The 13,902-nt window shown below is 45.0% G+C and carries 15 protein-coding genes; 6 read left to right on the forward strand and 9 right to left on the reverse strand.

All coding sequences use genetic code 11. The annotated features are described in order from the left end of the window. Positions 1-52: 52 nt before the first annotated feature. The 5 genes from AC55NX_RS06215 to AC55NX_RS06235 all read right to left on the reverse strand — a co-directional run bounded on the left by AC55NX_RS06215 (position 53) and on the right by AC55NX_RS06235 (position 6,923). Positions 53-1,009, reverse strand: coding sequence for a choline ABC transporter substrate-binding protein (locus tag AC55NX_RS06215; protein ID WP_496994960.1), 957 nt, complete (start codon positions 1,007-1,009; stop codon positions 53-55). 24 nt (positions 1,010-1,033) lie between these two features. Further along, on the reverse strand, positions 1,034-2,737 hold the full coding sequence (betA, locus tag AC55NX_RS06220; protein WP_496994961.1) for a choline dehydrogenase: 1,704 nt from the start codon (positions 2,735-2,737) through the stop codon (positions 1,034-1,036). Further along, positions 2,721-4,205 carry a betaine-aldehyde dehydrogenase gene (gene betB, locus AC55NX_RS06225; RefSeq protein WP_496994962.1) on the reverse strand — a complete coding sequence of 495 codons (1,485 nt, stop codon included), beginning with the start codon at positions 4,203-4,205 and terminating at the stop codon, positions 2,721-2,723. The genes betA and betB overlap by 17 nt, the downstream gene beginning before the upstream one ends. Positions 4,206-4,222: 17 nt before the next feature. Continuing rightward, positions 4,223-4,819, reverse strand: a complete 597-nt coding sequence (gene betI, locus AC55NX_RS06230) for a transcriptional regulator BetI (protein WP_496994963.1) — start codon at positions 4,817-4,819, stop codon at positions 4,223-4,225. Positions 4,820-5,138: 319 nt separating this feature from the next. Further along, positions 5,139-6,923, reverse strand: a complete 1,785-nt coding sequence (locus AC55NX_RS06235) for an aminopeptidase P family protein (protein WP_496994964.1) — start codon at positions 6,921-6,923, stop codon at positions 5,139-5,141. Positions 6,924-7,176: 253 nt separating this feature from the next. On the opposite strand from AC55NX_RS06235, the gene tsrA reads away from it, so the two are divergent. Beyond that, positions 7,177-7,461: an H-NS-like global regulator TsrA gene (tsrA, locus tag AC55NX_RS06240; protein ID WP_059123126.1), complete on the forward strand. Its 285-nt coding sequence runs from the start codon at positions 7,177-7,179 to the stop codon at positions 7,459-7,461. A 45-nt stretch (positions 7,462-7,506) separates the two neighbouring features. Here tsrA and asnC read toward each other — a convergent pair whose 3' ends face one another. Then, the gene (gene asnC / locus AC55NX_RS06245; protein WP_038185337.1) at positions 7,507-7,971 is read right to left on the reverse strand and encodes a transcriptional regulator AsnC; all 465 of its coding nucleotides are present in this window, start codon (positions 7,969-7,971) and stop codon (positions 7,507-7,509) included. A gap of 259 nt (positions 7,972-8,230) precedes the next feature. Between asnC and AC55NX_RS06250 the strand changes: the two genes are divergently transcribed. Both AC55NX_RS06250 and AC55NX_RS06255 read left to right on the forward strand, forming a co-directional pair. Then, on the forward strand, positions 8,231-8,965 hold the full coding sequence (locus tag AC55NX_RS06250; protein WP_496995074.1) for a class I SAM-dependent methyltransferase: 735 nt from the start codon (positions 8,231-8,233) through the stop codon (positions 8,963-8,965). 117 nt (positions 8,966-9,082) lie between these two features. Next, the gene (locus tag AC55NX_RS06255) at positions 9,083-9,448 is read left to right on the forward strand and encodes a hypothetical protein (RefSeq protein WP_496994965.1); all 366 of its coding nucleotides are present in this window, start codon (positions 9,083-9,085) and stop codon (positions 9,446-9,448) included. A 124-nt stretch (positions 9,449-9,572) separates the two neighbouring features. Here the strand turns inward: AC55NX_RS06255 and AC55NX_RS06260 are convergent, their stop codons facing one another. Next, positions 9,573-10,445 carry a carboxylate/amino acid/amine transporter gene (locus AC55NX_RS06260; protein WP_496994966.1) on the reverse strand — a complete coding sequence of 291 codons (873 nt, stop codon included), beginning with the start codon at positions 10,443-10,445 and terminating at the stop codon, positions 9,573-9,575. 58 nt (positions 10,446-10,503) lie between these two features. Further along, positions 10,504-10,929, reverse strand: coding sequence for a universal stress protein UspA (gene uspA / locus AC55NX_RS06265; RefSeq protein WP_038185345.1), 426 nt, complete (start codon positions 10,927-10,929; stop codon positions 10,504-10,506). Positions 10,930-11,087: 158 nt separating this feature from the next. Between uspA and ftnA the strand changes: the two genes are divergently transcribed. The 3 genes from ftnA (at position 11,088) to AC55NX_RS06280 (ending at position 13,348) form a co-directional block, all read left to right on the forward strand. Beyond that, a complete protein-coding gene (gene ftnA, locus AC55NX_RS06270) occupies positions 11,088-11,615 on the forward strand; it encodes a non-heme ferritin (protein ID WP_059123122.1) in 528 nt (175 codons plus the stop codon). A gap of 66 nt (positions 11,616-11,681) precedes the next feature. Next, entirely contained in the window at positions 11,682-12,005 is a 324-nt protein-coding gene (gene uspB, locus AC55NX_RS06275; RefSeq protein ID WP_496994967.1) for a universal stress protein UspB, read from the forward strand. Positions 12,006-12,160: 155 nt separating this feature from the next. After that, complete coding sequence (locus tag AC55NX_RS06280) at positions 12,161-13,348, forward strand: BaiN/RdsA family NAD(P)/FAD-dependent oxidoreductase (protein WP_496994968.1); 1,188 nt, start codon at positions 12,161-12,163, stop codon at positions 13,346-13,348. Positions 13,349-13,412: 64 nt separating this feature from the next. Here the strand turns inward: AC55NX_RS06280 and AC55NX_RS06285 are convergent, their stop codons facing one another. Further along, on the reverse strand, positions 13,413-13,871 hold the full coding sequence (locus tag AC55NX_RS06285; protein ID WP_496994969.1) for a nuclear transport factor 2 family protein: 459 nt from the start codon (positions 13,869-13,871) through the stop codon (positions 13,413-13,415). Positions 13,872-13,902 lie beyond the last annotated feature (31 nt).

Raw genomic sequence — 13,902 nt, forward strand, 5'->3', positions numbered from 1 at the left:
ACCGGCGCAGATTCAACTGCACCGGTCATTGAGTATTGTATGAATGGATAGGTTATGAATTAGAATTTAAGTATTGAACGACTGCCGCTTTACCGGGTTTGCCATCCACAGTGGTTACACCTTCAAGCCATTGATCTAAAACATCTAAATTTGATTTCAACCAAGACTTCGCAGCCTGTTGAGGCTTCATATTTTGGTTGAGGATGTCATCCATAACCCGGTTTTCCATTGGTAGACTAAACTGTAAATTTTTCAGTAATTTACCGACATTCGGGCATTCTGAGGTGTATCCCTTACGAACGTTGGTATAGATCGTCGCTCCTCCATAGTTCGGCCCGAAATAGTCATCGCCACCAGAGAGATAAGCCATTTTAAAGTTCGCATTCATCGGATGTGGAGCCCAGCCGAGAAAGACAATCCACTGATGACGACGAATGGCTCGCGACACCTGTGAGATCATGCCAGCTTCGCTGGATTCAACCAGATTAAAGTCTTTCAACTGAAACGCATTGGTATCGATCATCTGTTGAATCAATCGGTTACCATCGTTACCCGGCTCAATACCGTAGATGCGATCTTTGAATTTATCCGCATATTTCACAATATCAGCAAAGCTGTGTACGCCTGCATCATAGACATATTGAGGGACGGCAAGGGTATATTTTGCACCACTTAAGTTGACCCGAACCTGTTCGACACTGCCGTTAGACAGATATTTCTTGATGTCGCCTTCCATGGTTGGCATCCAGTTACCGAGAAAGACATCGATGTTGCCACTTGCCATCGAAGAATACGTTACAGGAACTGAGAGCAGGTCGGTTTTGGTCTGATAACCCAGACCATGCAATACCTCAGTTGTGACTGCGGTTGTTGACGTAATGTCTGTCCATCCCACATCGGAAAAATGGACAGTTTCACATGTATCTGCAGCATAGCTTTGCGAAACGCAAGATAGACCGAGGCTAAGTGCCGCAATTTTCGTTATAAGAGGCCATTTTCTGAAATTCATAGTATTTCCTTTTTATTCATCATTTCATTTCTGTACGGATACAGAAGCGAGTTGAGGCTGAGTCGTCCGTTGTTTTGTCTGCCAGTCTTTCGCAATCCATACCGGTGCGTCGGAGCCGGGGAGCGGGGTTTTGCCTAAAATAAAATCAGCAGCTCGTTCTGCAACCATCATCGTTGGTGCATTCAAGTTACCGTTGGTAATCGTAGGGAAAATGGAAGAATCAACGATACGTAACTGGTCAATACCGATGACTTTGCACTGAGAATCGACGACCGCCATAGGGTCTTCAATCCTTCCCATTTTACAGGAGCAGGATGGGTGATAAGCGCTTTCGACATTTTCTCTGACCCATTGATCAATTGCTGCATCACTTTCAACATCAATGCCGGGTTGGATTTCATCACCACGATAAGCGGCTAATGCCGGTTGGGACATGATCTCTCTGGTCAGGCGGATACAGTCGCGCCAGTCCTGTTTATCTTGTTCTGTAGACAGATAATTAAATGTAATTTCTGGTTTTACGTGCGGATCAGCCGCCGTAATCCGGATGGTTCCGCGGCTTTCTGGTTTGTTGGGGCCAACGTGAACCTGGAAACCATGCCCGGTAAAAGCAGCCTGACCGTCATAACGCATCGCTGCAGGAAGGAAGTGATACTGGATATTCGGCCATTTCAATCCGGCTCTGGAACGAATAAAGGCACAGGACTCAAAATGGTTGGTTGCACCGAGTCCTTGATGGGTCAGAATCCACTGTGTCCCAATCAATCCTTTACTGAACAGGCCTAACTTACTGTTGAGCGTGATTGGCTGTTTACATTGATACTGAAAATAGACTTCAAGGTGATCCTGAAGGTTTTCGCCAACGCCTGCGAGTTCATGATTGACTTCGACGCCAGCGGCTTCTAAGACTTCTCTCGGACCGATTCCGGAACATTGAAGAAGCTGTACCGAACCGACCGAACCGGCAGATGAAATCACTTCTGCATTGGCATAAGCGTTTTTGACGGAGCCTTGATGCTCAAATTCAACACCGATTGCTTTTTTGCCGTCGAGCAGAATTTTTCTCGCCACAACATGCTTCAACAATGTCAGATTAGAGCGCTTTAATGCGCGCTTCAGATAAGCATTCGCTGTTGAGGCCCGGACACCGTGATCTACGGTCATATGCATCGGGCCGAAACCTTCTTGCTGATAGCCGTTATAGTCAATCGTTTCTGGGTAACCTGCCTCGACACCGGCCTGAATAAATGCACTGTAGAGTGGGTTGAGTTTCATCTCGTTGCCGTTACACGTTGCTACCGGACCATCTTGACCACGGTAGCGATCTCCGCCGCCTGACCAGGATTCGGTGCGTCTGAAATAGGGTAGGCAACTGGCATAATTCCAGCCGGTTGCACCGTGAGCTTCCCATTCATCGAAGTCACAGGCATGACCACGCACATAAACCATGCCGTTGATAGACGAGCTGCCACCAAGCACTTTACCGCGTGGACAGTGAAGTTGGCGGCCATCCAGCCCCTTTTCTGGGACGGTTTCAAACTGCCAGGCATATTTTGGCGTATTCATCGGGTAGGAGAGTGCCGTTGGCATTTGAATGAAGATACTTTTGTCACTGCCTCCCGCTTCGAGAAGCAGGACATTGTATTCTCCTGATTCTGTTAATCGATCGGCCAGTATACAACCGGCAGATCCGGCACCGACAATGATATAATCAAACTGCTGTTTCATCTGTTGGCTCCTGGTACGGGTAAGGGCTTTCAAAGTTTCCTAACTCGATAAAGACACTTTTGGTTTGTGTGTAGTGAGTCAGTGTCTCAAGGCCATTCTCCCGGCCAATCCCAGAGTTTTTATATCCACCGACAGGCATTTCCGCCGGCGAGTTACCCCAGGTATTGATCCAGCAGATACCGGCCTGAAGCTGATGAATGATGCGGTGAGCGCGGGAAAGATCCCGGGTGAATACTCCGGCTGCGAGTCCATAAGTTGTATCATTTGCGCGTTGAATCACATCGGCTTCATCCGCGAATTTCATCACCGCCATGACCGGGCCGAAGATTTCATGCTGAACCAGTGCCATGCTTTCATCGCAATCATAAAAGACGGTCGGGGCAACAAAGTTTCCTTTGTCCAAACCGTTCTCTGTCACTTGGAAACCACCGGTCAGGAGCTTCGCGCCACTGCTACGGGCTTCATCAATGGCTGCCATCACCTGATGACAATGTTTTTTGGAAATCAGTGCACCCACTTGTGTTTTTATGTCCATTGGATCACCGATAATCAATTGCTCTGTGCGGACTTTGAGCTGTTTTAAGAAATCATCGTAGATGGACTCATGAACAAAGACGCGTGTGCCATTGGTACAGACTTCACCCTGAGTGTAGAAATTGGCGACCATTGCCGCCGATACTGCTTGATCAAGTGGGGCATCGCCAAAAATCAGTAACGGTGACTTGCCCCCCAGTTCCATTGTGACGGACTTGAGTGTCTGAGCGCTGTTTGCCATCACTTTTTTGCCAGTTTCGACCTCACCGGTGAAAGAGACCTTGGCAATGTCAGGGTGAGATGTCAGTTGCTCTCCAACCTGACCATCACCCTGAACAATATTGAATACGCCATCGGGAACGCCCGCTTTGGTATAAATCTCAGCGAGCTCAAGGGCTGTCAGTGGTGTTTCTTCTGAAGGTTTGAAAATCATTGCATTGCCGGCTGCAAGTGCCGGTGCGGATTTCCACATGGCAATCTGGATTGGATAGTTCCAGGCACCGATACCGGCACAGATACCAAGGGGTTCCTGACGGGTGTAGAAGAACTGATTTTGTGTCAGTGGTTGTTGTGTGCCGACTAAGGTTGGTGCCAGTCCGGCATAGTATTCGATGACATCTGCACCGGTGACGATATCGACTTCAAGCGCTTCTTGTAATGGCTTGCCGGTATCGAGCACTTCCAACTTGGCTAGTTCATCATTTTTTTCGCGGAGAATTTCAACGGCTTTGAGCAGAATACGACTGCGCTCTACAGCGGTCATGGCTGACCAGCGTGCGAAGCCTTGTTTGGCAGATTCTACGGCATCTTGAATATCTTGTGTTGAGGCTTGTTCGAGTTCAGCAAGCACTTCTCCCGTTGCTGGATTCAACGAAGTAAATGTTTTTCCGGAAGTGGCGCTACATCGCTTTCCATGTATATAAAGTGATTTCATTTTGAGGCCTAACCTAGTTACAAGTTGTTGTAATATATGATCTGTTTGTCCAGATAATCGTTAATAATGGTTCTGGCAAGCGCTGCATCAATCCCTCTTGGATTCAATGCTCCTCGCAGCCAGATGCCATCAATGAGCGCGGCAATCCCGTGGGCGACAGATAATGATTGAGGTTGAGGGATTAATGTTTTCAATTCGATTTTAAGGTGTGAAATCAGGCGTTTCTCGTTCACACGCTGAAGTCTGTAAAGCTGAGGGTCGTGCATGGAGTAGGACCAGAAAGCCAGCCAAGTTTTAACCACTTCACTTTCCGTCTGAAATCCGTTGAAGTTGCCATCAATAATGGCATTAATCCGTTCGTAATGGGCATGGCGCGGAAGCCGTTTTAAAGCGGCAGTAATCACCCGGGAATGCTCACGTAAAATGGCGCGCATCGTTTCTTCGAGTAATCCTTGTTTACCACCGAAATAATGATTGATGATTCCAGCGGAAACGCCTGCTTCTTTGCTGATAAGCGAGATACTTGCCCCGTGTAATCCGACTCGTTCGATCACATTCATCGTTGCCTGAACAAGTTGCGGTTTACGGATATCTGGCATGCCGATTTTAGGCATAGCGACTCCATGTTTTTTTGATTGAACGTTTAATTAACAAAAAAACTAACACACAAAATGATTTGATTTCAAATCTTTTTTTGATCGAATTTGCATTAAAAAACTATCTTTCATTATATTTATTCTTTTAAAACATGTTGTTATGATTTTTAACTTGTTTAGTGATCTAACTGGTTTTAGGTTGTGTTGGATAAACTATTTAGTGGTCTAATTGATGTTTTTTGCAGGTGTTAATTTTGCGTTTGACTGATGAGCTGATTGTGAAAACCAGCCGACAAGGTCGACTGGTTTGTCTTAAAGTGATGGGGGAAAGAGATGTTTAGATGAGGGGTTGAGTTGCTTGCTTGAGCCACTCTTTTACGGTACCGCTGACCAGCGGTGAAACATCATCCCAGACTTTCTGATGATAAGTATTGAGCCACTGAATTTCAGCGTCATTCAGTAATGACAGATCGATGGCGCGCTGGTCGATCGGACAACGCGTCAAAGATTCAAATCCCAGTACATCAAAATCACCTTGGGTTTCTACCGGCGTGACCAGCTCTAGGTTTTCAATACGGATTCCAAACTGATCCGTACGGTAATAACCCGGCTCATTGGAAACAACCATCCCCGGCAGTAAGGCGACGGTATTCGGGGCTTTACTGATCCGCTGTGGTCCTTCATGAACATTGAGACAGTGGCCGACACCGTGACCGATACCATGGTCAAAGTCATAGCCATAGGCCCATAAATGCTGGCGTGCCAGTGCATCAAGCTGATGTCCGGATGTTCCCCTTGGAAAACGAGCGCTTGCCAAAGCGATATGACCTTTTAGAACCAGTGTAAATTGCTGTTTCATTAAAGGAGATGGGGTGCCAATCGCGATGGTCCGGGTAATATCTGTCGTACCATCGGTATATTGACCACCGGAATCGACCAGATAGAAACTGTCCGGTGTCAGTTGCCCGGGGGTCGGCTGATTGAGGTGATTATAATGGCACATTGCTGCATTACTGCCTGCGGCGGAAATGGTACTAAAGCTGAAATCCAGCAAAGTGGGATCTTGTTGTCTGAATTCAGCCAATTGATCGGATAATGTGGCTTCATTGTGCATATTACCTTGAGCAACTTCCTGATCTAACCAAGATAAGAACTTCGCCATTGCAGCACCGTCACGAATGTGGCAGGCTTGCATTCCTGCGATTTCACTGGCGTTTTTCGTAGCTTTCGGTAGCATACAAGGATCGGCACCGTGAATGATAGATACACCGGCATTTTGTAATGTCAGGCTGAACCAAGCATTGCTGGTGTCGGGGTCTAGTAAAACCTGCTTTCCTTGTAAGTTTTTCAGCGAGTGTTCAAGCGTTTCTGGTGGGTAAATTTTGATGCCCGGTCCGACATGGTGTTCAAATTCTTCAATCACACGTTGTGGATCGATGAAAAAATCAACACTGGCATCGTCATAGATAATGGCATAAGTCAGCAGTACCGGGAGGCAGGCAATATCCTGTCCGCGAATATTGAGTAACCAGCAGATCGAGTCAGGTTGCGTTAATAGCGCACAATGAGCTTGTTTTTTTCGGAGGATATCGGCAATGGCTTGTCGTTTGTCTTCACTGCTCTGACCGGATTGTTTGATGTCCATTAACCACATTTTTGAAAAAAATGGCACTGGACGGTCCTGCCATAACAGATCAATTGGGTTATCCTGAAGCGGACACAGCGTTAATTTCCCCGAGATCTTTTGTTGCGCATGTGTTATCCATAGACTCCGATGAAGACGCGGATCGAATCCGACTTTACTGCTTGGGGAAAGATGGTCTATTATCCAATCGAGAAATGGTTCTTCAATCAGATGGCGATATTCAAATATTGAATCTGGTACTTGTTTGGTGACTTGGACCGTATAGCGCCCATCAACAAAAATTGATGCACGCTCTTGGGTAATGACGGCAACGCCCGCAGAACCGGTAAAGCCTGTCAGCCATTGCAGGCGCTTATTGTGGACGGGTAGATATTCTCCCAGATATTCGTCTTCATGAGGAACAATCAGCGCATCAAGTTGGTTTTCTTTTAGCCAGCTTCTTATATTTGATATTCGTTCAGATATATGACCTTGCATCTGTTGTTGTCCTTTTTGTAGTAGATAGTAAATGCTACTCGTGAGTTAGTGATGTTGAAATAAGCTACGCTTTTTTTGCCTGACTCGCAATTTTGTCTGATAAGTATCGTTATTCATATAGGACATCGGATGTGATGTCCTATATGAATAAATAGCAAACAATCGTTGGCGAAACAGATTATTATTGATGTGTTCGCTCCCGATTATTATTTAGGCATATCTTTAACATTATAATATTTTTTGGAAATCACATATGTCGATGACAACTTATGAAATGGCTCGAATTTTAGAGCAACTTGATGAAACACCTGAGAAGGTGATGTTTGGAAAGTTGCTCAGTGAATTGGGCAACCAGAGTAGCGAGCGCATTCGCAGTGCCGCTAAACAAGTACCTGTTCCTGTACTGCGTGACTTGGTTTATCAATTTGAGCAAGTAATTGAATCCCGCAAATATGAGCAAGTCGAATCAATGGCAAAAAATTTAGCGGCTCAAGGTATTTCAGCTGAAGAGCTACTGAATTATTTAAGTAAAAAATAGCATCGTTTAAAGTCAACTATATTTATCCGGTCTTTATACTGTTGGTCATGGGATGACGTTTCGATTGATGGGGTTTTGTAATGAAATTAATGTTTCAGTAGATTGAACCTCATCAATACTTTGCAATTTGTCGATGAGTACGTACTGAAGTTCTTCAATCGAGTGACACATTAATTTTGCAAATATATTGTATGCTCCCGTCGTATAATAGGCTTCGACAACTTCATCGAGAGCATTCAGCTTTTCTAAGGCTGAATGATAGTCTCTTGCGGCATTCAGATTGATACCAATAAAACAGCAAACATCGTAGCCCAGCTTTTTTGTGTTCACGACCACTTCCGTTTTTTGGATAATATCCGCGTTTTTCATCTTTTCGATGCGAACGTGGATCGTTGCCGGGCTGACATTAAATTGTTTTGCCATTTCTGCGTAGGGTGTGCGGGCATCATCCATTAAAATTTTTAGGATGGCACGATCCAAATCGTCTAGCTTGGCCGTATTGGGATGCATGGTTATTCCTTGTTTGAGCTGTTATGTTTTTTATAGGAAATAGACTCAGATTACCTCGGAATGTCTTTTGTGACGTGCTGAGGTTTAGAGATTATATCGATATTACGGTTCTATCATATCAGGCTATTCTATCACTCAAATAGTCAAATAATGTATACCGTTAATTTGATTTCATGGGTATTGCCACAGCGGTGACCAGAGGAACATGTCTTTTTTACCACTACAGTTGTTAACAGAGTCCCTTGACGGACAGTCAACCATGGATGCGATTGCTGAGCGATGGCAGCTTGAACATTCCGCAGCCAGCCCCTTTGCTTTAGTACTTACCGAAGAACGTTTGGAACTGCGTCAGCTGGATGACCCCAAATTGGGCGCTATTTATGTTGATTTTGTGGGTGGTGCTGTTGCTCACCGACGTAAATTCGGGGGTGGTAAAGGGCAGGCAATTGCGAAAGCAGTCGGACTCAACAAAGGTGTAACGCCAGTTGTTCTGGATGCTACGGCCGGACTGGGCCGCGATGCGTTTGTTCTGGCGTCTTTAGGATGTCAGGTTCTGATGGTAGAACGTCACCCTGTGGTTGCAGCTTTATTGGAAGATGGATTGAGACGTGCACGTGCTGATGCCGAGATCGGTGCGTGGGTGAGTGAGCGAATGATGCTATTGCATGAGAGTAGTCACCGGGCACTGGGTCATCTTGAGCACCATATCCGGCCGGATGTCGTTTATCTGGATCCGATGTATCCTCATCCGGTGAATAAAAAGAAAACGGCATTGGTGAAGAAAGAGATGCGAGTGTTTCAATCTTTGGTCGGGGCTGATGACGATGCCGACGCATTGTTAATGCCAGCACTGCATTTGGCGAAAAAGCGAGTGGTGGTCAAGCGTCCCGATTACGCTCCGTGGCTCAATGAACAGCGACCAACCATGACCATTGAAACCAAGAAAAACCGGTTTGATGTTTACGTGAATGCAGCGATGGATGAGAAAGCATAGCCTGTTCAACCTCTGGCAATGTGGAATGGCCATTTTGGCTGATGATTTTACTTGATTCCCGGATGATTGCTTTGTATATCTAATTAAGAATAATTATTATTTTTATTGGGATAAAGCATGAGCAAGCGCCTGTGTAAATTTGATCGACGTGAAATCCGGCACACACTGGGAGACATTCATCATTTGGTGAGTGCACCAAAGTTTCTATGTCTTTCTTGCGCGAGAAGCGCAAACCAACGCTTTAGCTTATGTAAGCCTGCTGAGCTTCCCACCACATCTCACCAATCTATAAGCTCGGAAAAGTTACCATTACAGCTGAATATGATGATGCCGATGTGGGATAAAAAAGCGCTCAAACAATTCAAGAAACAGCATAAAGACAAGAAAGCCCGTAAGCAGATTAAAAAATTAATCCGGCAGCAAAAGAAATTGCGTAAAGAGTCCGGAAAAATTCAGAAAAGGCTGGAGAAGATCACTTGTTGATGTAATGTAAGTGATTACTTACTTTTATTTTTGGTATTGTCAAAGCGTAATATGTATAGGGAAAAATGACCACAGACCATCTTTCCCATTCTTTTTATACATTTTTCGCGATGCGTTTTTAGAGCTATGAGTACTGCTGTGTCACTTTGCGTTTGACCCAAGTTTCATTGATCCAGAGCGACAACATAATGATTGCACCACCGAGAATCAGTTTCGGTAGATTGGCATCTCGGTTCCAGATTAAGATATTCACGATCAGGCCGGCCGGTACCAGCGCATTGTTCATAATCGCCAGCGCACCGGCATTGACCAGACAAGCCCCTTTATTCCACATAAAATATCCCACACCTGAAGCAATCAGCCCCAGATAGACTAATATTCCCCATTGCAGAGTCGTGGTTGGTAGCTTATCCGAATGACCAAAGAGCAGAAACGCAATGGTTGCGACAATCAGAGCACCGAGATAGAAATAACCAAATACAGTGTGTTGAGAGAGTTTGGTTTCACTATTCTCCATCAAATATTTGTAACTGACCTGACCGATAGCAAAGCAAAGATTTGCCCCCTGAACGACTAAAAAACCCAGTAGAAAGTCTTCCTGAACATCTGTTCGTTTGATGACGACCGTCCCTAAAACCGCCACAATAGCTGTGACGAGATACCAAGGTGAAAAACGGCCTTTGAGCAGATCATAAATCAACGTGACGTATATCGGAGTAAATACCGTAAATAACAGCACCTCAGGGACACTGAGCAACAAAAAGGATTGGTAGTAGAAGCAATACATCAAACCAAGCTGAATACCACCGATTGCCATCAGTTTGATGATCAGAGATTTAGACACTTGCCGGAATTTCAGAAAAGGTAAAAACACCATACTCGCAAGCGCGATGCGCATGAGGACGGAGAACCAAGAATCAACCTGACCGGCAAGATAGACACCGATCAGGCTGAACGAAAAAGCCCATAACAGGGTAATCGCAGAAAGATAAGCCATATGATAATTTCAAAATGATCAATAATGGCCCAGAGTCTAGCGAAGTTTTCCCCGTACGTCAGTCTTTGAGTGGCACTACCAACATATCAACCGGAGAACAGTTGATGAGGAGTTTGGTAGAGGAAAGCAGTTTGCTCCAGAAATCCTGATGATGCCCACAGACAACCAAATCGATTTCATACTCCTTAATCGTTTCACAAATTTCATGGCCTAAATCACCACTGCCAACCAAGGTATGATGAATCGGATAATTGGCATGGGTTGCGATTTCTTGCAAATGCTTTTGTGACATTTCCATGGATTGATGTTGTGTCTCTGCCAGATTGATATCGATCAGCCCGGTGTACAGTTCGGCATAATTCACATCAATATGAATAAAAGACAATTTTGCTCCGAGAGGTTTTGCCAATGCAACAGCTTTATCTACTAAAACTCGGCTTTCCTCAGATAAATCGACTGTGACTAAGATATGTTTATAGCTCATTGTACCGTCTCCGTTTCATATCTGATGGTTTCACTTTAGCATCGCCCTGAAAAAAAAATTGTCGTAATGATCTCAGTTCCACTTCTCTGCCAGAAGATGATAAAGTGTTGAAGGTGTTATATTTCAATCAATATGAGCGTATATCAGGAGACAAGGTTATGCTAGCACAGGCTATGGTTGATCAACTAAATGATCAAATTAATCTCGAATTTTTCTCATCCAATCTATACTTACAAATGAGTGCTTGGTGTGAAGATAAAGGCTTTGAAGGTGCAGCAATGTTTCTTCGTTCTCATGCTCAAGAAGAAATGCAGCACATGCAGCGTCTGTTTACTTATGTGAGTGAGACAGGTGCACTGCCGATTCTCGGTGCGATTGATGCGCCCAAACATGACTATAAGAGTTTAGGGGAGGTTTTCCGCGAAACATATGAACATGAGCAAATGATAACGCAAAAAATTAACAAGTTGGCCCATGTAGCATTCACATCCCAAGATTACTCGACCTTTAATTTTCTTCAGTGGTATGTTGCCGAGCAGCACGAAGAAGAAAAACTGTTTAAAGGGATTTTAGACAAGTTAGAGCTGGTTGGTGAAGATGGTAAAGCCCTGTTTTTCATCGACAAAGATTTAGCAGACATGGTAAATGAAGGTTCATCTTCCGTTATGGATTCTCAAGCCGGGTAATCTCAGAAATATCACTGCTGATTGTCTTTTTCTTTGAGATCCAAGTGAAGATGTAGGGAGGAAAAGATGATCAGCGAAGATACGATCTTATTCGCACTCATGGGAGTGACACTGGTTAATGTTGCGCGGTACCTAACAGCGCTTCGGGCATTGATTTATATCATGCGTGAAGCCCATCCTCTCTTGTATCAGCAAGTAGACGGTCCCGGATTTTTCACCACTCACGGTAATATGAATAAACAGGTCCGTTTATTTCATTACATCAAAAGTAAAGAGTACCTCCATCATCATGATTCAGTATTTACCGGCAAATGTGAACGGGTGAGACAGCTCTTTATACTCTCATCTTCTCTTGTCGGAATCACGATGCTGACCACGCTTATTTTGTAGAGAGAGATTCAACGTCGGGCGCTTGATTGGTAAAATGGCTCGCTTGACGTTAGAATCAGCTTTCAATCGACGAAGGATGTGCTGACTGGCACATCCTTTTTTCGTGTCTTTGATGTTTATAGCGATCGCTTTTGTTAGATGTTGGTGAGATAAAAATGAGTAAACAGGTTGATGTCGTGGTGATCGGAGCCGGAGCCGCAGGGCTGATGTGTGCTGCGCAGGCTGGTAAACGAGGGCGACGAGTCTTGGTTGTCGATCACGGTAAAAAGCCGGGGCGGAAAATCCTGATTTCCGGTGGGGGACGCTGCAACTTCACCAACTATGATGTCTCTGCGAATCATTATCTCTGCCGCAATCCACATTTTGTTAAATCTGCGCTATCTCAATATACCAACTGGGATTTTATCTCCCTGGTCAGCCAGTACGGTATTACGTTTGAAGAACGGGATCATGGCCAGTTATTTTGTCTTGATAGTGCCAAGGATATTGTCAATTTACTGCTCAAAGAGTGTGATCTAGCCAATATCGAACAGCGTTATCAGGTCGATATTCAGACCATTGAGAAAACGGAAGCCGGTTTTCGCCTTCACGCTGGGCAGGAAATCATCGAGTGTCAGTCGCTGGTGGTTGCAACCGGTGGTTTGTCGATGCCAAAACTCGGTGCCACGCCTTTTGGCTATCAAATTGCAGAGCAGTTTGGTTTGCAGATCATTCCGACCAGAGCAGCATTAGTGCCTTTTACACTCCATAAAGAAGAAAAAGATTTGTTTGCCGAATTATCGGGAATCGCAGTTTCTGCGGTTCTCACGGCTAAAAATGGTACCTCATTTAAGGAAGCGCTGCTTTTCACGCACCGCGGACTCTCCGGACCGGCCGTGTTACAACTGTCTTCCTATTGGCAGCCGGGGGAGAAAGTCACGGTGAATTTAGTACCCGATGAAGATGTCGAGCAATTGCTGAACCGTTCCTGTGCCAAACACCCCAACCAAAGTGTGAAAAATACTCTCGCGAAGGTGTTACCTAAACGCTTGGTTGAAGTCTTGATTGAGCGAGGCGAGCTGGTGGATAAGCCTCTCAAGCAGCTTCACGGTAAAGAAATGGCGGCACTGGTTGAAACGCTGACTCACTGGCAGATCTTACCCAACGGCACGGAAGGCTACCGCACCGCAGAAGTGACTCAGGGTGGGGTTGATACGGATGCACTTTCTTCGAAAACCATGGCATGTAAATCCGTCCCCGGCCTGTTCTTTGTCGGTGAAGTGATGGATGTCACCGGCTGGCTGGGCGGATATAACTTCCAGTGGTGCTGGTCGTCCGGCTGGGTTGCCGGCCAGTGGGTGTGATTGTTGTGCATATACCGAAGAACTCTAAAATGGTATCCCCCTGTTTAAGGGATGGTTACATGCGCTACTTTCCCTCTGACAGCACAGCAATTCTTTCTAAATCTCGACTCGGAAAATCAGGATCGACATACACATACATACGACTTATTATTTTTCCATCAAACTCAAATACACTACAAAAACGACCAGTGGACACATTGTTGTCCGGCCAGAGGGTACCATCACTCATGACTCCTCCCTCTCGTCCTTCAACAATGACCTTGTTTCCAGCCGTTGTTATTTGAAAGCCGTCTATGTCGTGCCAGATACTTATCAACGAGCTACCAATTCTATTGCCAAACTCCACTAAGGCATCTTTTCCTTTCGCCTGTCCAAATTTAGGAAAGAAAAAATCAACATCCTCTGAGAATAGATCCAGATAACTCGGATCACCCGCATCTACTTTCTCGAAATACTTAATGACTAGCTCAACTAAATCGTCTTTTTTCATCATTGTTCCTACATCCATATTCGTTTTACGCACAACAGTGTCTTTTCAGCAGATATTATCTTTA

Source organism: Vibrio rubrogenes, assembly GCF_059641415.1.